Source organism: Limnohabitans sp. Rim28, from assembly GCF_000293865.2.
Taxonomy (GTDB): domain Bacteria; phylum Pseudomonadota; class Gammaproteobacteria; order Burkholderiales; family Burkholderiaceae_C; genus Limnohabitans_A.
The window spans coordinates 62,760-87,809 of the sequence record NZ_ALKN02000010.1 but is presented as its reverse complement, the minus strand read 5'-3'; the positions used below and the strand labels follow the sequence as shown (position 1 = coordinate 87,809).

28 protein-coding genes are annotated in these 25,050 nt (G+C 61.9%); 16 read left to right on the top strand and 12 right to left on the bottom strand.

What is annotated here, in order from left to right; all coding sequences use genetic code 11:
- Window positions 1–8: 8 nt before the first annotated feature.
- From B472_RS12330 to B472_RS12320, 3 genes are read left to right on the top strand one after another with little or no spacing between them, the layout of a single operon-like run.
- Complete coding sequence (locus B472_RS12330) at window positions 9–980, top strand: sugar kinase (protein WP_019427715.1); 972 nt, start codon at window positions 9–11, stop codon at window positions 978–980.
- On the top strand, window positions 977–1,900 hold the full coding sequence (locus tag B472_RS12325) for a 2-dehydro-3-deoxygalactonokinase (RefSeq protein ID WP_019427714.1): 924 nt from the start codon (window positions 977–979) through the stop codon (window positions 1,898–1,900). Before B472_RS12330 ends, B472_RS12325 begins: the two co-directional genes overlap by 4 nt.
- Window positions 1,897–2,535, top strand: a complete 639-nt coding sequence (locus tag B472_RS12320) for a 2-dehydro-3-deoxy-6-phosphogalactonate aldolase (RefSeq protein ID WP_019427713.1) — start codon at window positions 1,897–1,899, stop codon at window positions 2,533–2,535. The genes B472_RS12325 and B472_RS12320 overlap by 4 nt, the downstream gene beginning before the upstream one ends.
- Here the strand turns inward: B472_RS12320 and B472_RS12315 are convergent, their stop codons facing one another.
- From B472_RS12315 to B472_RS12300, 4 genes are read right to left on the bottom strand one after another with little or no spacing between them, the layout of a single operon-like run.
- A complete protein-coding gene (locus B472_RS12315) occupies window positions 2,536–3,435 on the bottom strand; it encodes a pirin family protein (RefSeq protein ID WP_026039688.1) in 900 nt (299 codons plus the stop codon).
- A gap of 29 nt (window positions 3,436–3,464) precedes the next feature.
- A complete protein-coding gene (locus B472_RS12310; protein ID WP_019427711.1) occupies window positions 3,465–4,220 on the bottom strand; it encodes a tRNA-uridine aminocarboxypropyltransferase in 756 nt (251 codons plus the stop codon).
- Window positions 4,220–5,101, bottom strand: coding sequence for a PA4780 family RIO1-like protein kinase (locus B472_RS12305; protein ID WP_019427710.1), 882 nt, complete (start codon window positions 5,099–5,101; stop codon window positions 4,220–4,222). Before B472_RS12305 ends, B472_RS12310 begins: the two co-directional genes overlap by 1 nt.
- 6 nt (window positions 5,102–5,107) lie before the next feature.
- Window positions 5,108–5,359, bottom strand: coding sequence for a hypothetical protein (locus B472_RS12300; RefSeq protein WP_019427709.1), 252 nt, complete (start codon window positions 5,357–5,359; stop codon window positions 5,108–5,110).
- 134 nt (window positions 5,360–5,493) lie between these two features.
- On the opposite strand from B472_RS12300, the gene B472_RS12295 reads away from it, so the two are divergent.
- The 4 genes from B472_RS12295 to B472_RS12280 are packed head-to-tail and all read left to right on the top strand — an operon-like array spanning window position 5,494 to window position 7,989.
- Window positions 5,494–6,300, top strand: coding sequence for an SDR family NAD(P)-dependent oxidoreductase (locus tag B472_RS12295; RefSeq protein ID WP_026039687.1), 807 nt, complete (start codon window positions 5,494–5,496; stop codon window positions 6,298–6,300).
- 14 nt (window positions 6,301–6,314) lie between these two features.
- Entirely contained in the window at window positions 6,315–6,887 is a 573-nt protein-coding gene (locus tag B472_RS12290; protein ID WP_019427707.1) for a PaaI family thioesterase, read from the top strand.
- Window positions 6,884–7,294 (top strand): lactoylglutathione lyase, encoded by a 411-nt coding sequence (gloA, locus tag B472_RS12285; protein ID WP_019427706.1) that lies wholly within the window; start codon window positions 6,884–6,886, stop codon window positions 7,292–7,294. Before B472_RS12290 ends, gloA begins: the two co-directional genes overlap by 4 nt.
- Window positions 7,295–7,305: 11 nt before the next feature.
- A complete protein-coding gene (locus B472_RS12280) occupies window positions 7,306–7,989 on the top strand; it encodes an SDR family oxidoreductase (RefSeq protein ID WP_019427705.1) in 684 nt (227 codons plus the stop codon).
- Here B472_RS12280 and eda read toward each other — a convergent pair whose 3' ends face one another.
- The 3 genes from eda to B472_RS12265 form a co-directional block, all read right to left on the bottom strand.
- Window positions 7,990–8,637 carry a bifunctional 4-hydroxy-2-oxoglutarate aldolase/2-dehydro-3-deoxy-phosphogluconate aldolase gene (gene eda, locus B472_RS12275; protein WP_019427704.1) on the bottom strand — a complete coding sequence of 216 codons (648 nt, stop codon included), beginning with the start codon at window positions 8,635–8,637 and terminating at the stop codon, window positions 7,990–7,992.
- Entirely contained in the window at window positions 8,628–10,469 is a 1,842-nt protein-coding gene (edd, locus tag B472_RS12270; protein ID WP_019427703.1) for a phosphogluconate dehydratase, read from the bottom strand. The genes eda and edd overlap by 10 nt, the downstream gene beginning before the upstream one ends.
- Before the next feature lie 167 nt (window positions 10,470–10,636).
- Window positions 10,637–10,900 carry a hypothetical protein gene (locus B472_RS12265; protein WP_019427702.1) on the bottom strand — a complete coding sequence of 88 codons (264 nt, stop codon included), beginning with the start codon at window positions 10,898–10,900 and terminating at the stop codon, window positions 10,637–10,639.
- 51 nt (window positions 10,901–10,951) lie between these two features.
- Here B472_RS12265 and B472_RS12260 point away from each other — a divergent pair, with 51 nt between their 5' ends.
- A complete protein-coding gene (locus tag B472_RS12260) occupies window positions 10,952–11,581 on the top strand; it encodes a gamma-glutamylcyclotransferase (protein WP_019427701.1) in 630 nt (209 codons plus the stop codon).
- 91 nt (window positions 11,582–11,672) lie between these two features.
- Window positions 11,673–12,305, top strand: coding sequence for a pyridoxamine 5'-phosphate oxidase (gene pdxH, locus B472_RS12255; RefSeq protein WP_019427700.1), 633 nt, complete (start codon window positions 11,673–11,675; stop codon window positions 12,303–12,305).
- Here pdxH and B472_RS12250 read toward each other — a convergent pair.
- From B472_RS12250 to B472_RS12235, 4 genes are read right to left on the bottom strand one after another with little or no spacing between them, the layout of a single operon-like run.
- Window positions 12,257–13,195, bottom strand: coding sequence for an alpha/beta fold hydrolase (locus B472_RS12250; RefSeq protein WP_040506032.1), 939 nt, complete (start codon window positions 13,193–13,195; stop codon window positions 12,257–12,259). The two genes, pdxH and B472_RS12250, sit on opposite strands and share 49 nt — an antisense overlap.
- Window positions 13,196–13,240: 45 nt before the next feature.
- Window positions 13,241–14,206 carry an AEC family transporter gene (locus tag B472_RS12245; protein WP_238147443.1) on the bottom strand — a complete coding sequence of 322 codons (966 nt, stop codon included), beginning with the start codon at window positions 14,204–14,206 and terminating at the stop codon, window positions 13,241–13,243.
- A 45-nt stretch (window positions 14,207–14,251) separates the two neighbouring features.
- Window positions 14,252–14,785, bottom strand: coding sequence for a peptide-methionine (S)-S-oxide reductase MsrA (gene msrA, locus B472_RS12240; RefSeq protein ID WP_019427697.1), 534 nt, complete (start codon window positions 14,783–14,785; stop codon window positions 14,252–14,254).
- A gap of 28 nt (window positions 14,786–14,813) precedes the next feature.
- Window positions 14,814–15,704 (bottom strand): LysR family transcriptional regulator, encoded by an 891-nt coding sequence (locus tag B472_RS12235; RefSeq protein WP_019427696.1) that lies wholly within the window; start codon window positions 15,702–15,704, stop codon window positions 14,814–14,816.
- A 98-nt stretch (window positions 15,705–15,802) separates the two neighbouring features.
- Here B472_RS12235 and B472_RS12230 point away from each other — a divergent pair, with 98 nt between their 5' ends.
- The 7 genes from B472_RS12230 (at window position 15,803) to B472_RS12200 (ending at window position 24,600) form a co-directional block, all read left to right on the top strand.
- Window positions 15,803–16,990 carry an acyl-CoA dehydrogenase gene (locus B472_RS12230; RefSeq protein ID WP_019427695.1) on the top strand — a complete coding sequence of 396 codons (1,188 nt, stop codon included), beginning with the start codon at window positions 15,803–15,805 and terminating at the stop codon, window positions 16,988–16,990.
- A 183-nt stretch (window positions 16,991–17,173) separates the two neighbouring features.
- Entirely contained in the window at window positions 17,174–17,818 is a 645-nt protein-coding gene (locus B472_RS12225; RefSeq protein ID WP_040506030.1) for a TetR/AcrR family transcriptional regulator, read from the top strand.
- 29 nt (window positions 17,819–17,847) lie between these two features.
- On the top strand, window positions 17,848–18,981 hold the full coding sequence (locus tag B472_RS12220; RefSeq protein ID WP_019427693.1) for an efflux RND transporter periplasmic adaptor subunit: 1,134 nt from the start codon (window positions 17,848–17,850) through the stop codon (window positions 18,979–18,981).
- A gap of 12 nt (window positions 18,982–18,993) precedes the next feature.
- Entirely contained in the window at window positions 18,994–22,179 is a 3,186-nt protein-coding gene (locus B472_RS12215) for an efflux RND transporter permease subunit (RefSeq protein WP_019427692.1), read from the top strand.
- Between the two features lie 51 nt (window positions 22,180–22,230).
- Window positions 22,231–22,890 carry a protein-L-isoaspartate O-methyltransferase gene (locus tag B472_RS12210; RefSeq protein ID WP_026039683.1) on the top strand — a complete coding sequence of 220 codons (660 nt, stop codon included), beginning with the start codon at window positions 22,231–22,233 and terminating at the stop codon, window positions 22,888–22,890.
- Between the two features lie 7 nt (window positions 22,891–22,897).
- Window positions 22,898–23,227, top strand: a complete 330-nt coding sequence (locus tag B472_RS12205; protein ID WP_019427690.1) for a rhodanese-like domain-containing protein — start codon at window positions 22,898–22,900, stop codon at window positions 23,225–23,227.
- 68 nt (window positions 23,228–23,295) lie between these two features.
- On the top strand, window positions 23,296–24,600 hold the full coding sequence (locus tag B472_RS12200) for a TolC family outer membrane protein (protein ID WP_238147442.1): 1,305 nt from the start codon (window positions 23,296–23,298) through the stop codon (window positions 24,598–24,600).
- A gap of 14 nt (window positions 24,601–24,614) precedes the next feature.
- Here the strand turns inward: B472_RS12200 and B472_RS12195 are convergent, their stop codons facing one another.
- Window positions 24,615–24,986 carry a Fur family transcriptional regulator gene (locus B472_RS12195; RefSeq protein WP_019427688.1) on the bottom strand — a complete coding sequence of 124 codons (372 nt, stop codon included), beginning with the start codon at window positions 24,984–24,986 and terminating at the stop codon, window positions 24,615–24,617.
- Between the last annotated feature and the right edge of the window lie 64 nt (window positions 24,987–25,050).

Genomic DNA, 25,050 nt, shown 5'->3' with positions numbered 1-25,050 from the left:
TTGTTCACATGACACAGCCATCCAAAACCCTCGACATCGTGGCCTTGGGTGAGGCCATGGTCGAGTTCAACCAAGGCCCCCATTCAGACGCAAACGACGCCCCGCTCTATGCCCAAGGTTTTGGTGGCGACACCAGCAACGCCGCGATTGCTGCGGCACGGGCCGGTGCGCGGGTAGCCTACCTGACGCGTCTGGGCACCGACCGTTGGGGCAAGTGCCTCATGGACCTGTGGCAACGCGAAAACGTGGGCAGCACCACCGTGCTGCGAGATGCACAAGCGCCCACCGGGATGTACTTTGTGAGCCACGATGCGCAAGGTCACCACTTCAGCTATGCGCGTGCCGGATCGGCGGCCAGCCGCATGCAGCCACAAGACTTGGCGCACTGGCAAGACGCCATTGCCTGCAGCCAGTGGCTGCACCTGTCGGGCATCTCTTTGGCGATTTCCGCCTCGGCTTGCGACACGGCTTTTGCCGCCATGGCGCATGCACGCAACGCTGGCACTCGGGTGGCGCTCGACTCGAACTTGCGTTTGTCGCTGTGGCCACTGGCCCGGGCGCAGGCCTGCATCCGCCAAGCGGTGGGTCTGTGTGATCTGTTTTTGCCCAGCCTCGAAGACATGAGCGCACTCACGGGCCTCACCAAAGCGGCCGACATCATTGCCTGGAGTCACGCCCAGGGGGCAGCGCAAGTGGTGCTCAAATTGGGCGGCGACGGCGCGCTGGCCAGTGACGGCAAGAACCAACACCGCATACCGGGCCATGCGGTCACGGCCTTAGACGCCACGGGCGCGGGAGACTGTTTTGCAGGCAACCTGCTGGCGCGTTTGTCGGCTGGAGACGACTTGTGGGCGGCCTGCGCTTATGCCAATGCCGCAGCCGCACTGTCGGTGCAAGGCTTCGGCGCGGTCGGCCCCTTGCCCTCTCGCGACACCGTGCTGAAGGTGTTGAACGCGCCATCGAAAGGCACCGCCTCATGAGCATGAAGAGACCTTTGATCGCCATCGACTGGGGCACCTCTTCGCTGCGTGGCGCACGGCTGGGCACCAGCGGCCAGGTGCTCGAATCACGCGAATTTCCACGCGGCATCCTCACCGTGCCGCCGGGCCAGTTTGAAGCGGTGTTCGACGAACTCTTTGGAGACTGGATGCAAGCCGAGGGCGCGCTGTGCCTGATCTCTGGCATGGCCGGTAGCCGCCAAGGCTGGCAAGAGGCGCCCTACTGCCCCTGCCCTGCGGGCTTTGCCGAGCTGAGCCAACACCTGCTGTGGCTGCAGCCCGATCGCATGGCCCTGGTGCCGGGTTTGAGCTGTACAAGTGCCGACACGCTGCACACGCCCGACGTGATGCGTGGCGAAGAAGTGCAGATCTTTGGCGCGCTGCAATTGACCGGGCGCGACAACGCCACCTTGGTGCTGCCGGGCACGCACAGCAAATGGGTGCAAGTCCACAGCGGACGCGTCATGCAGTTTCAGACCTTCATGACCGGCGAGGTGTTTGCGTTGATGAGCCAGCACTCGATTTTGGGCAAGACCCTGGACCTGAACGGGGCCTTCGACCCAGCGATTTTTTTGCAAGGCGTGGGCCAAAGCCAGCGAGCGGGCAGCGTGCTGCACCACCTGTTTGCCGTGCGCACACTGGGCTTGTTTGACCGCCTGAGCGCAGCCCAATTGCCCAGTTACTTGTCGGGCCTGCTGATCGGCGAAGAGCTGCGCACCCAAAGCGTGCCCTTAGCGCAGGGACCGGTGGTCTTGATCGGCAGTGACACCCTCACCCAGCGCTACAGCCTGGCCCTGCAACACTTGGGCATAGCCTGCCAAAGCCATGGCGCGCAAGCCACTTGGGCAGGCCTGTTCGCGCTGGCCAGCGCCTGCTCACACCCTTGGACCTTCAAGCCATGACACAGCCCACAAACCCCGCCCCTGTCCTGAACCAGGCCTTGGCCCAGCTGCCCTTGATCGCCATCTTGCGCGGCCTGACCCCCACCGAAGCGCCGGCCATCGGCCAAGCGTTGGTGGACAGCGGCTTTGCCATCATAGAGGTACCGCTGAACTCGCCCGAGCCCTTGCACAGCATCGCCACGCTCAGCCGGCTTTTCCCCAACACCCTGATCGGCGCAGGCACGGTGCTGAACGCCCAGCAGGTCAAAGACGTTCACGCGGCAGGCGGGCGCTTGGTCGTGGCCCCCAACTTCAACCCCGGCGTGGTGGCAAAAGCCTTGGCCCTGAACATGGTGGTGCTGCCCGGCGTGGCCACGCCCACCGAAGCCTTTGCCGCGCTCGGTGCAGGAGCGCACGGCCTCAAGCTTTTCCCCGCCGAGATGATTTCACCCGCCACCGTCAAAGCCCTGCGCGCCGTGTTGCCTCCTGAGGCTGCCCTCATGCCCGTGGGGGGCATCACGCCCGACAACATGGCGGCTTACCGTCAGGCAGGCGCGAGCGGTTTTGGCCTGGGTTCTGCCTTGTATGCGCCGGGGCGCAGTGCCGAACAAGTGCGGGCAGCAGCGCAAAACTTTGTCAAGGTTTTCAGGGGATGATCAAGCCCGCTCACCCAAGCGCCCATCCCTGAAATCGGCCAGCGCTTGGTAGATCTCTTCCTTGGTGTTCATCACAAACGGGCCGTACTGCACGATGGGTTCTTTGAGCGGCTTGCCCGCCACCAGGATCAATCGGGTATCTGAAGGGGCCTCGACCACCACGCCATCGGCTTGGGCTGTGTTTTTCAAAATGGCCATGCGCTGCAGGGGCACGGCCTGCCCTGCGATGCGCGCCTCGCCCCGGTAGACGTACACAAAGGCGTTGTGTCCTGGAGGCAGTGTTTGCTCAAAACGTGCGCCCTGCGGCATGCTCACGTCGAGATAAACCGGTTGCGTGATCTCACGATGGACTGCGCCCTGCACGCCATGGCTGCTGCCGGCGATCACCGTGACGGCGACGCCTTCGGGCGTCTCCAACTGCGGCAGTTGCGCATTCTGAAAATCGCGGTACCAGGGCACCTGCATTTTTTCAGAGCTGTGTAAATTGAGCCACAGCTGGAAACCCTCCATCACGCCATCGGCTTGCTGCGGGATTTCGGAATGGATCACGCCTTGGCCTGCGGTCATCCATTGCACGCCGCCGTTTTGCAGCAGGCCTTCGTTGCCCGCGCTGTCGCGGTGCAGCATGCGCCCGGCAATCATGTAGGTCACGGTTTCAAAACCCCGGTGCGGGTGGTCCGGGAAACCGGCGATGTAGTCGTCCGGCTTGTCGCTGCCAAAGGCGTCCAGCATCAAAAACGGATCCAGCCGGTGCTGCAGGTCTTGCGTGAGGATGCGACTGAGCTTGACGCCTGCACCGTCCGAGGTGGCCTGGCCGGTGACCAGACGTTCGATGGTGCGTGAACTCAAAACAGCGTGGCTCGCAGCTGGAACAAGAGGCGTAAACGGGGTGTTGGACACAGCAATTTCCTTTCAACAACACAAAGGCGTCATGCCAGTTTCAAAGCACGCCAATGCGCATGTGCAACGCCTAGCAGGTCGGGCGGCAGTTGGTGTTTGGCCTGCAGGTAATGGTGGGTGTAGACGTCCAGATAAGCCTGCAGGGTATCGGCGGCATGCGGCTCGCCTGCCAGTTCAAGACACAGCGAAGCCACTTCGCTGGTGCAAAAGTGGTCATCGCGTTTGGAGCGGCGCAGTTGGTAGCGCGAGACCTGGTCGGGGGCCAGGCTGAGCACAGGCAAGCAGTTCAGGTAGGGGCTTTTGCGGAACATCTTGCGGGCTTCGGGCCAGGTGGCGTCGAGCAGGATGAACAACGGGCGCTGGGCAGAGGGCAAGTTTTTTGACAGGGTGGGCACCGCGTGCACCACCCTCTCAGGCGCCACAAATTCATCCGGAAAAACCACAAAGGCCTGCCACTGCGGATCGGCCAGCAGCGCCAGCAAGGCCGGGTCCACCTCGGTGCGGGTCCAGCCAAATGCGAAGGTATCTGGCACCACATCGGCGATCAGCCAACCAGTGTTGCTGGGCTTGAGGGGTTCGATGTCGGCCATGAGCAAACACATGCCCACTGGCGTGGGCACCTCCGGGCGCAATTCGCAAATGCAATGGCTGGGCACCAGACGGCAGCCGGGGCAACGCTCGCCCTTGATGCCGCCACGGGCCAAAAAGGGCTTGGCGCTGCGGGCCAGGCGCTCGGTGCGCAGACGCGACACAGCATGGGGCAATTTCAGGTGCGGCGCAGACATCAAGCGGAGGGTGTGGCCATGCGCAAACGCCGCGCAATTTCTTCGTCACGCGCATCGTCGATCTCGCGCAGCACGGCCGCCATGTCCACACTGGCCGTCGAGCGCTCAAAGCGACCCGTGAGCGCGGTCTCGTTGCTCAGCAACCCGGCTTGGTACAGGCTCCAGATCTCGGGGCCGTAGTCGGTCTGGCGCAACTCGGGGGCAAACTGCCCAAAAAAGTCGCGCAGGTTGCCCACATCGCGCAGCAGCATGCGCTGGGCGTGGTTGTTGCCGGCCGCGTCCACAGCCTGCGGCAAGTCGATGATGACCGGTTCGTCCACGCCGGGCAGGTCGCCCTCGCCGGGAATGTGCGCCAACAAAATGTTGAACTCCGACAAATCGCCGTGCACCACGCCCGCGCACAGCATGCGCACCACTTCGCCAATCAAGGTGGCGTGGTGTTGCTGGGCTTGCTCGGGGGTAAAGGCCACATCGTTCAGGCGCGGCGCAGCGTCGCCATGGGCGTCGGTGACCAGCTCCATCAGCAGCACACCATCAAAGAAGTTGAAGGGCCGGGGCACGCGCACACCGGCTGCGGCCAGTCGGTAGAGCGCGTCCACCTCAGCGCTTTGCCAAGCGGCTTCTTGTTCTTGACGGCCAAACTTGCTGCCTTTGGCCATGGCACGGGCCGAGCGCGAGTTCTTGACCTTGCGGTTTTCGGTGTAGTCCACCGCTTGCCGAAAGCTGCGGTGGGTGGCCTCTTTGTAGATCTTGGCGCAGCGGGTTTCGTCCCCGCAGCGCACCACAAACACCATGGCCTCTTTGCCACTCATGAGCTGACGCACCACAGTGTCGATCAGGCCTTCTTCAACGAGGTTTTGCAGTCTAGGAGGCGCTTTCATGCGGCTTCAATGCTGAAGCAAGGCCCAACCGGCGTGCTGGTTGGCTTTGTTGTTTTCGTACTCCCAAGCCGCACCGCAGCGGTCACAGCGGTAACGGGTGAAGCTGGCTTGACCGTTGCCACGGTCTTCGCGCTGGTGGGTGCCTTGCACCAATTCGGCGTGGCCAGGGGCTTTGCGCCAATGGCGCTGGATGCCAGCGCAGGGCTCGCACAAGTCCGGTGAGTTCGGTTTTTGGGGGGCTTGAGCGTTCGTGGTCATGGCTTAATTCTTGGACAATGCGGTATTTTGCGATGCTTGCATTGTCGCTGTACCGATGTGCATTCTGGCGACAGGCATTTTTGGGTCGCTGTGGCAGCATGGCGCACCCCCAACCCCACCCTGGAGAACGGACCATGACATCCCCCCTTTTGCCCTCTCACCAGCTCTCCTTTGGCCTGCAAGGCCGCGTGGTCATCGTCACTGGCGCGGCCAATGGCATTGGCGAAGCCTGCGCACGCCGCTTTGCGGCCGAGTCGGCCCATGTCATCTTGTCTGACGTGAACAGTGAACGCGGCGCGGCCGTGGCCGCCGAATTGCGCAGCGCAGGCCACAGCGCCGGTTTCATGGCCTGCGACGTCTCGCGCAAGGCCGATGTGGACGCCCTGGTGGACCATGTGCTGCAGGCCTTTGGCCGCGTGGACGTGCTGGTCAACAACGCGGGCATCTTCAGGGCCGCCGATTTTCTGGATGTGACCGAGGAAGACTTTGACGCCGTCATCAACGTGAACATCAAGGGCTCGTTCTTGATGGGTCAGGCCGCAGCCCGTGCCATGAAAAGCACCGGGGGCGGCGCGATTGTCAACATGAGCTCGGTCAACGCGGTGCTGGCCATCCCCAACATCGCCAGCTACAACGTGAGCAAAGGCGGCATCAACCAGCTCACCCGCGCCATGTCTTTGGCGCTGGCCGACTTTGGCATCCGCGTCAACGCCGTGGCCCCGGGCACGATTGCCACCGAACTGGCCCGCCAGGCGGTGCTGACCAGCGAGGCCGCCGAAAAGAAAATCATGATGCGCACGCCCATGAAGCGCCTGGGCGAGCCCGACGAAGTGGCCAAGGTGGTGGCCTTTTTGGCCAGCGATGCGGCCAGCTACATCACGGGCGAGATCGTCACGGTGGACGGCGGGCGCATGGCGCTCAACTACACCGTACCCGTCTGAAAGCGTTCGATTTCATGAGCACCACAAGCGACACACGCCCCAACCATTTAGAGGCCTGGCTGGCCCAAGAGCGCGACGTGCGCGCACGCCTGGATGCCGGGGTCGGCCCCGGTGTGGCCCGCCCCGAACAGGTGGCTGGCAAAACCGGCCTACAGGTCATGCAAGGCCTGCTTTCAGGCGAGCTGCCTCATGCGCACATGGCCAAGACGCTGGACTTCATGCTGATCGAGGTCGGCCCGGGTCTGGCCATTTTTCAAGGCACACCCGGTGTGCAGCACCTGAACCCGCTGGGCACGGTGCACGGCGGCTGGTTTGCCAGCCTGCTCGACTCGGCGCTGGGCTGCGCGGTGCACACCATGATGCCGCCTGGCCGGGGCTACACCACGGCCGATTTGAGCGTGAAACTGGTCAAGGCCATCACCCCCAAAGTGCAGCGTGTGCGGGCCGTTGCCAAAGTGCTGCACTGCGGCCGCCAGCTGGCCACCGCCGAAGCCCAACTGGTCGGGCCCGATGGCACGCTCTATGCCCACGCCAGCACGGCCTGCCTTGTTTTTGAAATGCCCTCACCCACCGGAAATCAACCATGAGACTTCTTCACACCATGCTGCGCGTAGGCAACCTGCAACGCTCGATCGACTTCTACACCCAGGTGATGGGCATGAAGCTGCTGCGCACCTCGGAAAACCCCGAGTACAAATACTCGCTGGCTTTTGTGGGATACGGCCACAACCCGGACCACGCCGAGCTGGAGCTGACCTACAACTGGGGCACAGAAAGCTACGAGATGGGCACGGCCTACGGCCACATCGCCTTGGGCGTGCCCGATGCCTATGCCGCTTGCGAAAAAATCAAAGCCGCTGGCGGCAAAGTCACACGCGAAGCCGGCCCCGTCAAAGGCGGCAGCACCGTGATCGCGTTCGTGACCGACCCCGATGGCTACAAAGTCGAGCTGATCCAGCGGGCCGAATACGCTGCGGGTCAGGGCTTGCGCTGAACAACCCGAGGATGAACATGATCGACCTGCGCGGACAACGCATCCTGGTGACCCAGGCCCAAGATTTCATGGGGCCAGCCCTGTGCCAGGAGCTGCGGGCCTGTGGCGCCGAAGTGATCGCTGACGATCGCGTGCTGACGGCCCCGCAAGACGCCCAGGCCATGATCAAAGAGGCTGGGCCACTCGCCGCTTTGGTGATCAACCTCGCGCTGCCTGCGCCGTCGACGCCTGTCACGCAGATTGACGAAGCTGAATGGCATCAGGTGTTTGAAGTCATGGTCGACCCCCTGCCCCGGCTGGTGCGGGCGGTGGTGCCCGGCATGAAGGCCCGCGGCGGCGGCAAAATCGTGGTGATGGGCAGTGCCTCGGCCTTGCGCGGCATGAAGCGCGCCGCCAGCTACAGCGCGGCGCGTGGTGCGCAGCTGGCCTATGTGCAGGCGGCCGGCGTGGAACTTGCCCCCGACAACATCCAGCTCAATGCCGTGGCGCAGAACTTTGTCGACAACCCCACCTACTTTCCGCCCGAGGTGCAGGCCAACCCGCGTTTTCAGGAACGATTGAAACGCGAAGTGCCGCTGGGCCGCCTGGTCAAGGCCGAAGAGGACGCCCGCTTTGTGGCCTACCTCTGCAGCGACGCGGCCAGCTGCTTTGTGGGGCAAGTCTTCCCCATGTCTGGCGGTTGGGCAGTGCGCTGATCAACGAGGCAACCGACTCGCCTCTCGCGCCAGCGCTTCGATGCGCGCCCAGTCGCCTTGAGCCAAGGCATCAGCAGGCACCAGCCACGAGCCGCCCACGCAGGCCACATTGGGCAAGCTCAAAAACTCAGCGGCATTGCCCACCGTGACGCCGCCCGTGGGGCAAAACTTCACATCAAAAAACGGACCGCCCCAAGCCTTGAGCATGGCGGGGCCGCCCGCTTGCATGGCCGGGAAGAACTTGAGTTCGGTGTAGTCGTCTTCCTGGGCCATCATGATGTCACTGCCGGTGGCCACACCAGGCAACAGTGACAAACCCTGGTCACGGCAGGCCTGTCCCACCGTTTTGGTGTATCCAGGGCTCACTGCAAAACGGGCACCCGCTTTGGCCGCTGCGGCCGCATCGGCGGCGCTGCGCACGGTGCCTGCACCCACCACGGCGCCTTCGACCTCGTTGGCAATCGCCTCCATGCAGGCGAGCGCCTGAGGGGTGCGCAGCGTGACCTCCAGCATGCGGATGCCGCCCGCCACCAGGGCGCGGGCCATGGGCACGGCGTGGGCCACATCATGGAGCACGATCACGGGGATCACCGGGGCGTCTTGCATCACCTGCAAGGCCGTCAGCGGGGTATTGGAGTTCACAGCCATGTGCAGGCCCCTTCTTCGGCTTTGAGCGCGTGGCGGCGCATGTTGGCAAACAGTTCTCGGCCCATGCCCACGCCGTTGGCAGCGCGCAGCTCGGCAGGCATGGGGGCCAGCGGGCGGGCCGCCCATTCGGCCTCGCTCACCAGCACCTGCAAGGTGCCCGCCACGCCATCCAGGCGGATCACATCACCGTCTTGCACCTTGGCCAGCGGACCTCCGGCTGCGGCTTCGGGCGAGACGTGGATGGCTGCCGGCACTTTGCCCGAGGCACCGCTCATGCGGCCATCGGTGACCAGCGCCACCTTGAAACCCTTGCCTTGCAAGACGGCCAACGGCGGGGTGAGTTTGTGCAGCTCGGGCATGCCGTTGGCTTGCGGGCCTTGCCAGCGCACCACGCAGACCAGGTCTTGGTCCATGTCACCGGCCTTGAAGGCGGCCAGCAAGGCTTCTTGCGAATTGAACACGCGGGCGGGGGCTTCGATCACATGCAAAGCCTCGGGCACGGCAGACACCTTGATCACACTGCGCCCCAGATTGCCTTGCAACAACTTGAGGCCGCCAGTGGCACTGAAGGGCTGGCTGGCCGGGCGCACCACGGTGTCGTCTTGGCTGGCCCCAATCTCACGCCAGACCAATTGCCCATCGGCTGTACCGGGCTTGCGCGTGAACTCGCGCAGACCGCCGGGGCGCACCGTCAGCACATCGGCGTGCATGAAGCCGGCGTCCAGCAGCTCGCGGATGACATAGCCCGGCCCGCCTGCGGCCTGGAACTGGTTCACATCGGCCGTGCCATTGGGATAGACACGCGACAACAAGGGCACCACATCGGACAGGGCAGAGAAGTCGTCCCAATCGATCACGATGCCCGCCGCGCGGGCCACGGCCACCCAATGGATCAAGTGGTTGGTGGAGCCACCGGTGGCCAACAACGCCACCATGGCATTGACGATGCTGCGCTCATCGACCAAACGGCCAATGGGCGTGAAGTTCTGTCCCTGGACCAGCGCCAACACGGTGCGGGCAGCTTCTCGGGTCAGGTCTTGGCGCAGGCCGTCGGCCGGGGGAATGAAAGCCGTGCCCGGCACATGCAGGCCCATGGCTTCGAGCAGCATCTGGTTGCTGTTGGCCGTGCCATAAAAGGTGCACGTGCCTTCGCCGTGATAGGCCTTGGACTCGGCTTCGAGCAATTCGGGGCGGCCCACCAAGCCCTGTGCAGCTTGCTCTCGGACCTTGGATTTTTCGGTATTGGACAGACCGCTGGTCATGGGGCCAGCCGGCACAAACACCGTGGGCAAATGGCCAAAGTGCAACGCGCCAATCAGCAGACCCGGCACGATCTTGTCGCACACGCCCAGCATCAAGGCGGCATCAAACACATCGTGACTCAGCGACACCGCTGTGGCCATGGCGATCACATCGCGGCTGAACAGGCTCAGTTCCATGCCCGGCGTGCCTTGCGTCACGCCATCGCACATGGCGGGCACGCCACCAGCCACCTGCGCGGTGGCGCCCCGCTTGCGGGCCTCGTCTTTGATCAGGTCGGGGTAATGCTGCAGCGGCGCGTGGGCAGACAGCAAGTCGTTGTAGGCGTTGACGATGCCAATATTGGGCGCACGCGGAGCGACCACTTTGATTTTGTCGAGCGCAGTGGCGCGGTCTTTGTCACCTGGCGGCATGGCGGCAAAGGCATGGGCCACGTTGGCGCAGCCCAGACGCTGGGCGCCCGGGTCTTGCTGGGCTGCAGCGTCGAGTTGCTGCAAATAGGCCAGGCGAGTCGAGCGGCTGCGTTCGGTGATGCGGGCCGTGACCGCGGCCACGGTGGGATGAAGTGTCATGTCTGGCCTCCTGGCTGCACGTGGTAACTAAATTACATCGACGATGGTAACCGTGTTCCTGTCTTTGGCTGCAATGGCCAAGTTACCAAAAGGGTACGTGGGCCGAGGGATATTTGAAGGTGTAAAAAAACCCGCCGAAGCGGGTTCATCCATAGGCACAAAGCGTCTCACTTGGCCGCTGGGGTAGCCGTGTTGGCCGCAGGGGCATCTGCCGCAGCGGGTGCAGCCGCTGTGGCTGGCGCTGCAGCATCCGGGGCCGCTGCCGGCGCTGTTGCGGGGTCCGCAGGCGCTGTCACGGCGGCTGGTGCAGCAGGCGCTGCTTTTTGGCTCTTCGCGATGCCAATCCCCACGGCCAGCCCAATGACCAGCACGATCACGCCGACCAAAATGGCCAAGACCACGGGTTGATTCTCATCTTCATTGTTTGACATGTTTGTTTTCTCCGAAAATAGTGGGCAGATTGTAATAGGACCCGATTGCACATGACCGACACACCCGCCAGCGCCCGGGCGTTCAGCACACCCAGCCCAACGGCCGATGCGGCGCGCGTGGCCTTCAGGGGCGACTTGCTGGACCGCTTCAGAGCGCAAACCGCCGGTCAAGACTTGTGGGTGTTCGGCTATGCGTCGCTGCTTTGGCGGCCCGAATTTGAGGCACAAGAGCAACATGCCAGCCGGGTTTGGGGCTGGCACCGGGCGCTGAAAATGTGGAGCCGTCTGAACCGGGGCAGCCCAGAATGCCCGGGCTTGGTGTTCGCTTTGCTGCCCGGCGGCAGTTGCCAAGGCGTCGTCTACCGGGTGGGCCAAAGCGATGCCGATGAAGTTTTGCAACGTTTGTGGGCGCGCGAAATGCCCATGGACGTTTACACCCCCGTGTGGCTGCCCTGCAGCACACCTCAGGGTCCCGTCAAGGCACTGGCCTTCACATTGCCACGCAGCAGCCCCAGTTTCACCGGCCACTTGACACCCGAAACCTACCGACACATTTTCAGAAACGCCAGTGGCCGCTTTGGCACCACGCTCGACTACGCCCAGCAGACCTACGACAGCCTGCGCTCGCACGGCATCGACGACCGGGCTTTGGCCGCCTTGTTGCGCCACGCCCGAGACTGAGGCCCTGTCTTGGGCACCAAGCCCCTGCCCTGCTCAGGCCCAAGACCTGGCTGAGGGCCAGCGCACAGGAGGGCCTGCCTATACTTGATGCATGAACATCGCCGACCTGCGCAAGAGCTACGAAAAAGCCGAGCTCAACGAAAACGCCTCCCATGCCGACCCGTTGAAGCAATTTGAACAGTGGCTGCAAGAAGCCATGGCCGCCGAAGTGCCCGAGCCCAACGCCATGACATTGGCCACCGTGAGCAGCCAGCTGCGTCCCAGCACGCGGGTGGTCTTGATCAAGGGCTGCGATGAGCGCGGCATCGTTTGGTACACCAACTACGAGAGCCAAAAGGGCCAAGAGTTGGCAGGTAACCCTTTTGCAGCTTTGCAATTCCATTGGGTTGAGCTCGAGCGCGTGGTGCGCATCGAAGGCCGGGTGGAAAAGGTCAGCACCGAAGAGAGCGACGCCTACTTCCACAGCCGCCCACTCGATTCACGCATCGGCGCTTGGGCCTCGCCTCAGAGCCAGGTGATCGACGGGCGCACGGTGCTGGTGACCAACGCCGCCAAATACGCCGCGCAATTCATGCTGCAGCCCCCGCGCCCGCCGCACTGGGGAGGCTTTCGCTTGGTACCCGACCGCTGGGAGTTTTGGCAAGGCCGCAAAAGCCGTTTGCACGACCGGCTGCGTTACACGCCCGATGCCAGCGGTTGGCTGCGTGAACGCTTGGCGCCCTGAGTCAGAAAGGCCCGGTAACTGGCCATGAAAGTATCGATGTCTTCAAAGTAAGGCATGGCCCCAGCTTGCAGGACAGTCACTTGCCAATTGGGGCGGCCACGGACCAAACTCAATGCCCGGTAGTCGGTGAAATCACCCCGTGTGCCATGCACCACCCACACCGGCAAACTCAGGCTTTCGTAAACGTTGTGCATGTCAGCACTGAACAAGCCGCCGCTCAAAAACGACAGCGGCGCCTGCTCGGCGTTGTCCACATGGGCGCAGCGCACCGCATAGGCCCACAGGGTTTCGTCAATGTTTTTCCCACCCCAAGTGCGCTGCAAAAAGTAACGCACCACCGAAGGCCGTGACAACTGCCGGAACAAAAAACGGCCCCACGCGGGTCCCGGGCGGCGCAAAAAGCGGTCAAAACCGCCCATGAACAGCGTGCTGCCCGCAAGCTTGCGCAGCGACTTGCCACCCCGAAAACCTGTTGGGCTCACCAAGGCCAAACTGGCAAAGGTGGCCGGCGACTGCTGGGCCACACGGGCCACAAATTCACACGACAAGGAAACAGCCAGCACCTGCAGCGGCTGCCCCGGGTGCTGCTCTGACACCCATTGCGCCACCTGCAAGACGGCGGCGCACATGTCGCCCACGGTGTAAGCACGCGGCAAACGGTCTGACAAGCCGTAACCGGGCAGATCGAGCGCGTACACGCTGTGGTCTTGACACAAAGCCTCAAACAATGGGCGCACTTCGGCCACCGAAGCCAGTGCATTGATGCTGTGCACCAGCAGCACAGGGGGCCCCGCCCCGCCGGCATACACCGCGATGCGACCGCACGCCCCATGGAGGGCATGCAAGGTGTGTGAATCGGCGTCAAGCGCGGGTGGCAGCGTGGTGTTCATGGTCTGGGGGTTGGGCACAGGGCCGAGTGTGATCAGGCAGGCAAGTCAAGCGGGCAACCAGGCCAAAAATCCCATGGTCAATGAAATCCCCACCATGGACATCAAGGTAGACACGGCCACGGCAGCGGTGACGGTATCTTCTTCTTTTTGGTAACGCTGCGAAAACAAAAACACATTGGCGCCAATGGGCAAAGCAGCGGCAACCACCATCACTGACAAGGCCAGCCCACGCAAACCCAGCGCCCAGCCCACGGCCAGCATCAGTGCAGGATGCAGCACCGTTTTGACCAAGGACAAGCGAACCGCCGCCATCAGATTTTGACCCATGGGGGTTTGCGACAGGGTGATGCCCACCAGCACCAGCGCGATCGGGCCAAAAGCGTTACCCAACAACTGCAGGGGTTTGTCGACCACCGGGTGCAAGCCCCAGCCCGTCTGCGCATACAGCAAACCCACCAAGATGGGCAAAGGCACCGGATGGAGCAAGGCACTGCGAATCGCTTGACCCACCGTGCGCCAAAGCTGCCGTTGCTGACCCGTCGCGGCGGCTTGTTCGCGGGCGATTTGCAACTCCAGCACCAAGGTCGCCATGGTCAGAAGCACCAAGGCGTGCAGCGAAATGAGCGTGAACAACAAGACTTGCCCCGCTTCACCGTAGGCCAAACCGATCAAGGGGACACCGATCATCAAGGTGTTGCTGAAAATGCCTGCCAAAGCCAACACCGAAGCGCGCGCATCGCGGCCATAAACCAACAACATGCCGAAAAACAGCACGGCAGCGACCACAAAGTATTGGAACACCGGCCGCATGTCCAAGCGCTCGAGGTGCACCGAACTCATGGTGCGGAAAAGCAGGGCCTGTGTCAGCACCAAAAAAACCAGGTTGGACAGATCGCGCACCGACTCGGGCCGCATCCATCGGACACGCCCAGCCACAAAGCCCACCGCAATCAACAAGACCACGGGCAACAGGGAAGACAAAACAGGATGGTCAAAATTCATGGCGGGCATGAGCCGGAGGGGGCGCGCTCGTTCATCGCGCCATCCGTGCAAAGGTCAAGGACGCACCAAACGCGCAAAGGTTTTCTTGAACTTGGCCACCTTGGGCGCAGCCACGGCCATGCAATAGCCTTGGTAGGGGTTGCGCTCAAAAAAGTCTTGGTGGTAGGCCTCGGCTGCGCTGTAGTTGGCCAGCGCCAGCACCTCGGTCACGATGGGCTGGCCAAACGCCCTGGCGGCGGTCAGCTCGGCGATCATGGCTCGGGCCTCTTCGGCCTGCTCGGGGGTGGTGAAGTAAATGCCGCTGCGGTATTGCGTGCCCGCGTCGTTGCCTTGGCGGTTCAAGGTGGTGGGATCATGAATGACAAAAAAGATCTCCAGCAGCTCACGGGTGCTGATTTGCGCCGGGTCGTAATCGAGCTTGACCACCTCGTTGTGGCCGGTGCGACCGGTACAGACTTCCTCGTACGTGGGGTCCACGGTCTGGCCGTTGCAGTAACCCGACTCGACATCGGTCACGCCGCGCACTTTGACGAAAACCGCTTCGGTGCACCAAAAGCAACCGCCCCCCAAAACCAAAGTTTCTGTCATGTTCCGTCCTTGTGAAATCTGCGCTGCATTATCGTTTGCCCACCAAGCCCGCTTGCACCGCCTGGACAAAATCCCCCAACGCGGTTTGGTCTCGGTCGCTGCGCCACAGGCAGCGCGTGTCGTAGCGCACATCCACCTCGCGCAGCGGCACGAACACGGCGCCAGACAGGGCTGACTGCTGCAGCGCTTGGGGCACCAGCGCCACGCCCAAACCCTGAGACACCAAGGACACCACGCTCAACCAGTGGCGCAGCTCATGCACCACAGGCGGCATCCAGCCCGACTGTTCACACCACTGCAAAATGCGTTCGTTGTAATCGGGCGACACCGTGCGGGACACCACCACCAAATCCTGACCAGCCAATGCCGCCAAGCCCAGACTGCCCTCATGGGCCAAAGGATGGTTGGCAGGCAAGCAGGCCACCAAAGGTTGGCTGGCCACCAGAATCTGCTCAAACCCCGGCGGTACCCGAGGCGTGTGCACAAAGCCCACATCCAGCCGGTCGCGCAGCAACTCGGACAGCTGCTCGGCGGAACTGAGCTCCCGCAGCTCCATACGCAAACGCGGGTGGCTGGCCTGAAAGCCACTGAGGATTTGCGGCAAGCCGCAATACAACATGGTCCCGGCAAAACCGATTTGGAGTTGACCGGATTGGCCCTCGGCCACATCGCGGGCCTCACGGGAAGCCGCACTGGCCTGCGCCAACAAAGCCCGCGCCGCAGGCACAAACGCCGAACCTGCCGCCGTGAGCTGCACGCCCCGGCTGTTGCGGGTGAACAACTGGGCCCCCACCGAGGCTTCGAGCTGCTGGATGTTCAAGCTCAAGGGTGGCTGCGAAATGGACAGGCGCTGCGCGGCGCGGCCAAAGTGCAGCTCTTCGGCCAACATCAGGAAATAGCGCAGGTGTCGGAATTCCATGAATTAAAATTATGTATTGATGTATAGGCAATCAATATTAGACAACTATTTATCTCGGCCTGACAATCGGCTTTAGATTTTTAACGGAGACACCCCACATGGCCACCCCCAAAAACACTTTCAGCTGGGAAGACCCCTTCAACCTCAGCGCGCAATTGACCGACGACGAGCGTCAGGTGCAAGAAGCGGCCCGCGCTTACTGCCAGGAACGCCTGTTGCCCCGCGTGAAAGACGCGTTTTTGAACGAAACCACCGACGTGGCCATCTTCCGCGAAATGGGCGAGCTGGGCCTTTTGGGGGCCACCATCCCTGAGCAATACGGCGGTGCAGGCCTGAACTACGTTTGCTACGGCTTGGTGGCGCGCGAAGTCGAGCGCGTCGATTCGGGCTACCGCTCCATGATGAGCGTGCAGTCTTCCTTGGTGATGTTGCCCATCAACGACTTTGGCTCTGAAGCCCAAAAGCAAAAATACCTGCCCAAGCTGGCCCGTGGCGAGTGGATCGGCTGCTTTGGCCTGACCGAACCCAACCACGGCTCAGATCCCGGCAGCATGATCACCCGCGCCAAAAAGGTGGACGGTGGCTACAGCCTGTCCGGCGCCAAGATGTGGATCACCAACAGCCCCATCGCCGACGTGTTCGTGGTCTGGGCCAAGGACGACGGCGGTCAGATCCGTGGCTTCATCCTCGAAAAAGGCTGGAAAGGCCTGTCGGCACCAGCCGTGCACGGCAAGGTCGGCCTGCGTGCCTCGATCACTGGCGAAATCGTCATGGATGAGGTGTTTTGCCCCGAAGAAAACGCCTTCCCTGAAGTGCGCGGCTTGAAAGGCCCCTTCACTTGCCTCAACAGCGCCCGCTACGGCATCGCTTGGGGTGCACTGGGCGCCGCCGAAGACTGCTACGCCCGCGCCCGCCAATACGTGATGGACCGCCAGCAGTTTGGCCGCCCCTTGGCCGCCAACCAACTGATCCAGAAGAAACTGGCCGACATGCTGACCGAGATCAGCCTGGGCCTGCAAGGCTGCTTGCGCTTGGGCCGCATGAAGGACGAAGGCACCGCCTCGGTGGACCTGACCTCCATCCTCAAGCGCAACAGCTGCGGCAAGGCCCTCGACATCGCCCGCATGGCACGCGACATGATGGGCGGCAACGGCATCAGCGCCGAATACGGCGTGGCCCGCCACCTGGTGAACCTGGAGGTGGTCAACACCTACGAAGGCACGCACGATGTGCACGCTTTGATTTTGGGACGCGCGATCACCGGGATTCCTGCTTTCTCGAATTGAGGCCCTGCGCCCTTATGACACAGTCTGCGGCGCATCCGCATGGCCAATGGTCTGTTGGCAGATCTATAAAAGGGGCTTCGGCCCCTTTTTTGCGCCGTCTGATGGCCTGTGTGCGCCAATGCCTTGACGATCATGCCGCCCACGGCGTACATTAATAACCAGTCAGTCATTAAACCCCGACATTTGAACCTCGCCGACCCCCACGCTCCCCCTAAGCGCGAACGCCGCAAACAAGACCGTCCGGGTGAATTGCTCGAAGCGGCCTTGGATCTGTTCGTGGAAAAAGGCTACGCCGCCACCCGTGTCGAAGAAGTAGCGGCCCGAGCTGGCGTGTCCAAAGGCACCCTGTTTTTGTACTTTCCCAGCAAGGAAGACCTGTTCAAGGCGGTGGTGCGCCACAACGTGGTTGCCCCCGTGACCCAAGGTGCCGCCGAAGTGGCGCAGTTTCAGGGCAGCAGCGGCGCCTTGGTCGAATGGATGATGCTGCAGTGGTGGCGGCGCTATGGCGCCACCAAAGCTTCGGGGATTTCCAAATTGGTGATGAGCGAAGCCAGCAACTTCCCCGACTTGGTTGATTTTTTTCGCACCGAGGTCATCACGCCAGCGCATGCCTTGGTGCGCAGCGCTTTGCAGCGCGGCATCGACCAAGGCGAATTTCGCGCCGTCGATGTCGACTTGACGCTGCACTCGGTCATGTCCCCCTTGCTGTTTTTGATCATGTGGAAACACTCCATGGGGCCTTGCTGCCCCAGCCATGAGCAAATCGACCCCGAAGCCTTCATCTCACAGCACGCCCAATTGTTGGCACGAGGCCTGTCACAAGGCTGATCCGCACCGAACCGCCCTTCTTTGAACCCATGAAAAAAACGACCCTCTGGATCATTTCTGCTGTGGCTTTGGCCGCACTGGTCGCAGGCGCTGCCCGCTGGATGCAACAGCGCCAAGCGGCCAAGACGCCCGCCCCCACATTGACCGCCGCTGTGCCCCGCATCGAATTGGCCCGCACCGACGTCTTCACCGCCGAAATCCAAACCTTGAACCTGGGCATCGCGGTGTCAGGCCCTCTCAAAGCCAGCGACAGCGCCATCATCAAGGCCAGGGTCGCCGGCGAGTTGCAAGACATGTCGGTGCGAGAGGGGGACACGGTGCAGGCTGGTCAAGTGGTCGCACGCATCGACCCCAGCGAATTCCAAGCCCGCGTCAGGCAAGCCCAGCAGCAAGCCGATGCGGCCAAGGCCCAAGTGGACATTGCACAGCGCCAGTTTGACAACAACCAAGCGCTGGTGAACCAAGGCTTCATCTCACAAACCGCCTTGCTCGCCTCGCAAGCCAGCTTGAATGGTGCCAAAGCCACCCACATGGCGGCGCTGGCGGCCCTGGACTTGGCCAACAAGTCGCTCGCAGACGCCACCCTGCGGTCCCCCTTGTCCGGCGTGGTGGCGCAGCGCCTGGCCCAGCCCGGTGAGCGTGTGGCCATCGAAGCCCGCTTGATCGAAGTGATCAACCTGTCACGGCTGGAGTTGGAAGCAGCGCTGAGCACCGAAGAAGCCAGCCGCGTCAAAGTGGGCATGACCGCGCAACTGCGCATTGAAGGCCTGGCAGAACCCATGCCTGCCAAGGTCGTGCGTATCAACCCCAGCGCCCAGATGGGCAGCCGCAGCATCGTGGTGTACCTGGGCATGCAAGGCCGCGAGGGCTTGCGCCAAGGTCTGTTTGCCCAAGGCAGTCTGGGCACACAAAGCGTGCAGGTGCTGGCTGTGCCCGTCAGCAGCGTGCGCACCGACAAACCCCAGCCCTATGTGCAGGTGGTGCAAGACGGTGTCATCCAGCACCTCACGGTGCAACCGGGCGCGCGCAGCGAAGGCGGACGAGAAAGTCTGATCGCCGTCAGCGGCCTGACGGCCGGTGCGCAGGTCTTGGCAGGCAGTGTCGGCCCGGTGCGCGAAGGCGTTGCCGTGGTGTTCACCGCAGCGGCCAAATCCACACCTTGAGGAATTGAGCGCATGTGGTTCACCCGCGTCAGTCTGCAAAACCCAGTTTTTGCCACCATGGTCATGTTGGCCATTGTGGTCATGGGCCTCTTTTCGTACCAACGCCTGAAGGTCGATCAGTTTCCCAATATCGATTTCCCGGTGGTGGTCATCAGCACCGAATACCCCGGTGCATCCCCCGAGATTGTGGAGAGTGAAGTCTCTAAAAAGATCGAGGAAGGCGTCAACTCGATCGCTGGCATCAGCGCCCTGACCTCACGCAGCTACGAAAACCAGTCCTTGGTGATCATCGAGTTTCAGCTGCACATCGATGGCCGCAAAGCCGCCGAAGATGTGCGCGAAAAAGTCGCCTCACTGCGCCCATTGCTGCGCACCGAAGTCAAAGAGCCCCGGGTGCTCCGATTCGACCCGGCCAGCCGTGCGGTCTGGTCACTGGCCGTGATCCCCGAGGGCAAGCAACTCAACGCGGTGGAATTGACCAATTGGTCCGAACAGGTGCTGAAAAAGCGCTTGGAAAACGTGCGTGGCGTGGGCTCGGTCACCATGGTCGGTGGCAGCAAACGCGAGATCAACCTGTACCTGCAACCGGCCCAGATGGAGGCCCTGGGCATCACGGCCGAGCAGGTGGTGGCCGCCGTGCGCAACGAAAACCAAGACTTGCCGGTTGGCGCCATCCGCTCGCTGCAGCAAGAAAGCGCGGTACAAATTAGCTCACGCATGGCCAGACCCGAAGACTTTGGGCGCATCATCGTGGCGCGCAAAAACGGCACGCCCATTCGCCTGTCGCAAGTGGCCACCGTGCAAGATGGCGCACAAGAGCTGGAAAACCTGGCGCTTTACAACGGCCAGCGCACCCTCTTGATGTCGGTGCAAAAGTCACAAGACGAGAACACCATCCAAGTGGTGGACGGTCTGGTCAAGGCCGTGGCCGACATGCAGGCCCAACTGCCTAAGGGTCTCAGGCTGGAGCCCATCACCGACAACTCACGCCCCATCCGTTTGTCGGTCAACAACGTGCGCCAAACCCTGATTGAGGGCGCCGTCCTCACGGTGTTGATTGTGTTTTTGTTCCTCAACTCATGGCGCTCGACTGTGATCACCGGGCTGACGCTGCCGATTTCCATCATCGGCACCTTCATGTTCATGCAGATGTTTGGCTTCACCATCAACATGATCACGCTGATGGCGCTGAGTCTTTGCGTGGGTCTGCTGATCGACGACGCCATCGTGGTGCGCGAGAACATCGTGCGCCATGTGCAGATGGGCAAGACCACCTACCGCGCCGCCATGGACGGCACGCAAGAAATTGGCTTGGCTGTACTGGCCACCACCTTGTCCATCGTGGCGGTGTTTTTGCCGATTGGCTTCATGGAAGGCATCATCGGCAAGTTCTTCCACGAGTTCGGCATCACCATCGTGGCGGCGGTGATGATCTCGATGTTTGTGAGCTTCACGCTGGACCCGATGCTGTCGAGCATCTGGCATGACCCGGCCATCGACACGCACGGTAAAAACCAAGCCCCCGTGAGTTTGTACGACAAGACCATTGGCCGTGTGACCGGCTGGTTTGACCAAGGCACCGAGCGTCTGGCCGATGGCTACCAAGCCCTGTTGCGATGGGCCTTGGTGTACAAAAAAGCCACCGTCTTTTTGGCTTTGGCCATCTTTGTGGCCAGCTTGTTCATGATCCGCTTGTTGGGCACCGAGTTCGTCCCCAAAGCCGACTTTTCAGAGACCTCGCTCAAGTTTGAAACCCCGGTGGGCACATCGCTCGAAGCCACCGAAGCCAAAGCCCGGCAGGTCGAAGCCATCTTGCGCGAGTTTCCCGAGGTGGTCTACACCCTCAGCACCATCAACACCGCCAACGCGCAAGGCAAAAACAACGTCAACCTTTACATCCGCTTGGTGGAGCGCAAAAAACGCGACCGCAATGCGGACCAAATGTCAGCCGTCCTGCGCGACCGCCTGAAGCAAGTGCCCGGCGTGGCCGTGACGCATGCGGGCTTGCTCGACGCAGTGGGTGGCAACAAACAAATCGAGTTTTCCCTCAAAGGCCCCGACCAGCAAGAGCTCGAACGCCTGGCCTTGTTGGCGCTGGACAAAGTGCGCGCCATTCCCGGCTTGGTCGATTTGGACTCCAGCGTGAAACCGTTCAAGCCCATGGTCAAGATTGAGATCCAACGCGACGCCGCATCCGACTTGGGGTTGGGCACAGCGCAGCTGGCCGGTCCTTTGCGAACCCTGGTGGCCGGACAAATTGTGGGCAATTGGCGCGCGCCCGACGACCAAACCTACGACGTGAATGTGCGCCTCTCACCAGAAGCCCGCAACAGCCCACAAGATCTGGAGCGCCTGCCCTTTGTGCTGGCCAGCGCAGCCGATGGCAGCCCGCGCATCGTGCGCTTGGGTCAGGTGGCGCACGTCACCGAGACCACCGGCTCCAACCAGATCAACCGGCGCGACATGTCGCGCGAAGTGGCCATCAACGCCAACGTGTTCGGGCGCTCAGCAGGCGAAGTGTCTGCCGACGTGCGTGCCGCCATGGACAGCTTGAACCTGCCCCCTGGTTACCACTACAGTTTTGGCGGCGCCACCAAAAACATGGCCGAGTCCTTTGGCTACGCCTTGTCGGCCCTGTTGATGGCGGTGATCTTCATCTACATGATTCTGGCCAGCCAGTTCAAGAGCTTTTTCCAGCCCTTGGCCCTCATGACTTCCTTGCCCCTGACCTTGATCGGTGTGGTGCTGGCCCTCATGGTGTTTGGGTCCACCTTGTCGATGTTCTCCATCATTGGCGTGATCATGCTGATGGGCTTGGCCACCAAAAATGCGATTTTGCTGATCGATTTCGCCATCAGAGCCCGTGCCGACCAGACCGATGAACACGGCACCCTGACCCAAGGACTGCCGCGCAACGAAGCCTTGCTGATGGCGGCCAAGGTGCGTCTGCGCCCCATTTTGATGACCACTTTGGCGATGATTTTTGGCATGGTGCCCTTGGCTTTTGCCCTGAGCGAGGGCTCGGAGCAGCGCGCCCCCATGGGTCAAGCGGTCATTGGCGGGGTCATCACCTCTTCGCTGCTGACCTTGGTGGTGGTGCCCGTGGTCTATTGCTATTTGGACGACTTGGCGCAATGGTTGCGGCGCAAAGTGGGACTGGCCCCTGCGCGTCAGAGTCAAGACACCCACGCCGCTTAAAATGTTGTTTTGAACCCGTTACCCGATCAAGCCCCGCAGGAGTTACCGCAAATGGATCTGAACCAAGCCCGCTTCAACATGATTGAACAGCAAATCCGCCCTTGGGAAGTGCTGGATCCGAATGTTTTGGCCCTGCTGTCCACCGTTCGGCGCGAGGACTTCGCTCCATTGGCACACAAAGCACTGGCCTTTGTGGACATGGAAATTCCCCTGGGCAAAGCCCCCAACCAGGTCATGCTGGCCCCCCGCGTGCAAGCCCGAATGCTGCAAGACTTGGCCGTGCGCCCCACCGACAAAGTGCTGGACATTGGCACGGGCTCTGGCTTCATGGCGGCCTTGCTGGGCCACCAAGCCGCCAGCGTGCTGAGCCTCGAATTGGACGCCACACTGGCCGCCCAAGCCCCAAGCAATTTGCAAAAAGCGGGCGTGCACAACGTCACGGTGCGCCAAGCCGATGGCAGCCAGGGCGCGGCCGCAGATGGCCCCTTTGACGCGATTTTGCTCAGCGGCTCGGTGGCCGAAGTCCCAGCGGTTTTGCTCAAACAATTGAGCATTGGCGGTCGATTGGTCGCCATCGTGGGCGATGAGCCCATGATGCGCACCACCTTGATCACCCGCAACGGCGAAAATAGCTGGAGCACCACGGAGCCCTGGGATTGCAACGCCCCGCGCTTGACGGGTTTTGCCGAGCCCTCACGCTTCAAATTTTGAGATCGCCATGGAACAGCTCTACCCTTCTCAAATCGCCGAATGGGCCAGCCAACAGACGCAACGCCCGGTCTTGCTGGATGTGCGCGAAGCCTGGGAGGTGCAAACCGCCTGCGCCAAGCCCGAGGCTCTAGACTGGGTGCACATGCCCATGCAGTCCATCCCGGCCCGCTTGGATGAACTCGACAAAACACGCCCCATCGCTTGCTTTTGCCACCATGGTGGCCGCAGCATGCAGGTGGCCAGCTTCTTGTTGCAACACGGCTTTCAGGTCGTGAATGTGGCGGGGGGTATCCATGCTTGGTCGGCGCAAGTCGACCCCAGCATCCCGGTTTATTGAGCCCCTTTGTGCCGCCCCTGGGCTCACCCTGGACCCATGATGGGCCGTCTTTGATGAAGAAAAAAGCCATGACACTGCGAACCTTGCCCCTGACTTTGGCCCTGATGGCCGCCTTCACTGGCCCTGCCACCGCCCAAAGCTTGTCCCAGTTGTTCGAGGCGGCCAAAGGGCACGACGCCACGTACAAATCGGCCCGTTCCCAGTTCGATGCCAGCTTGGCCCGCGCAGAGCAGGCCAAGGCCCTCTTGCGCCCCACGGCCAACTTGGGGGCCAACGTGTCCGAAAGCAACATCGAGCTCCCCACGCTCAACCGACAAACTGGCGCCCGCAACATGACGTTCAGCGGCACCCAGCCCCTGTACCGCCCGGGCAACAAGGCCAGCTACGAGCAGGGCATGAAGCAAGTGGCACTGGGCGAGGCCCAACTCAAAATCGCTGAACAAGACTTGATCGTGCGCTTGAGCCAGGCCTACTTCGATGTGTTGACCGCTCAGGAAAGCCTGAACTTTGTGAAGGCCCAAAAATCAGCGGTGTCAGAACAGCTGGCCGCGGCAAAACGCAATTTTGAGGTGGGCACCTCCACCATCACCGACACCCGCGAAGCCCAAGCCCGTTTTGACTTGGTCACTGCCCAAGAAATTGCCGCCGACAACGATTTGCGCGTCAAACAAGGCATCTTGGCCGACACCGTGGGCCAGCCGCAAGTCAAGCCACAGCCCTTGCTGGTGGCCGCCAACATCGACCGCTTGCAAACCGGCACGGTTCAGTCTTGGGTGGCGCAATCAAGCCAGGACAATGGCAACCTCACGGCAGCCCGCATTGCCCTCGAGGTGGCACGCCTGGAGATCGAAAAAGCCAGGGCCGCCGAAAAACCCACGCTGGACCTCAATGCCAGTTATGGCATGGCCCGTTTCCAAAACGGCTCACAAGTGCAAGTCAACAACAACACCGCCACGATTGGTGTGGCCTTCAACATGCCGCTGTACACCGGGCAGGCCAGTCAAAACCGCATCCGCGAAACAGTGGCCCTGGAAGAAAAAGCGCGCAACGACCTGGAAGCCGCCCAACGCAATGTGGCCCAGTCCACACGCACCGCATTTTTTGGCGTCGAATCGGGTTTAAGCCAGATCAAGGCCCTGCAAGCCGCCGAGGCCTCCAGCCAAAGCGCTTTGGATGCCAACAAACTGGGTTACCAAGTGGGTGTGCGCATCAACATCGATGTGCTCAACAGCCAAAGCCAGCTGTTCCAAACCAAACGGGATCTGGCCAAAGCGCGGCATGACGTGTTGGTGGGGCAACTGCGCCTGCGCCAAGCGGCTGGCGTGCTCAAAGCGGACGACGTGAAGAACCTGGATGGCCTGCTGCGTCCCTGATCAAGCTCAAGGGCTCAAGCCACGCAGCCCGCGCAGCGGCCATAGAAGGTCAGCTCATGAGAGGCCAGCTCGTACCCTTTGGGCAGCAAGTGACCCAGGTCGCCCGGGCAGGCATCGATGTCAAACACCTTTTGGCAACTGCTGCAATGAAAATGGTGGTGGTGGTGGTGCCGGTGTGATTCATACCGGGTGGCCTCACCGGGCAATGCCACCACATCCACCACACCGTCTTCAACCAAGCCCTTGAGGTTGCGGTACACCGTGGCCAAGCTCAGGCTGGGCACACTTTTTTGCGCCTCCAGCAGCAGTTCTTGGGGCAGCAGCGGTTGCCCCACAGCAGCCAGGGCTTGCGCAATCGCGGTTCGTTGACGGGTTGATCTTTCCACGCCGCGAGCTTACTGCAAAAAAATTTGATTTTGCTACTGATAAACCATTATCATTAGAGTATTG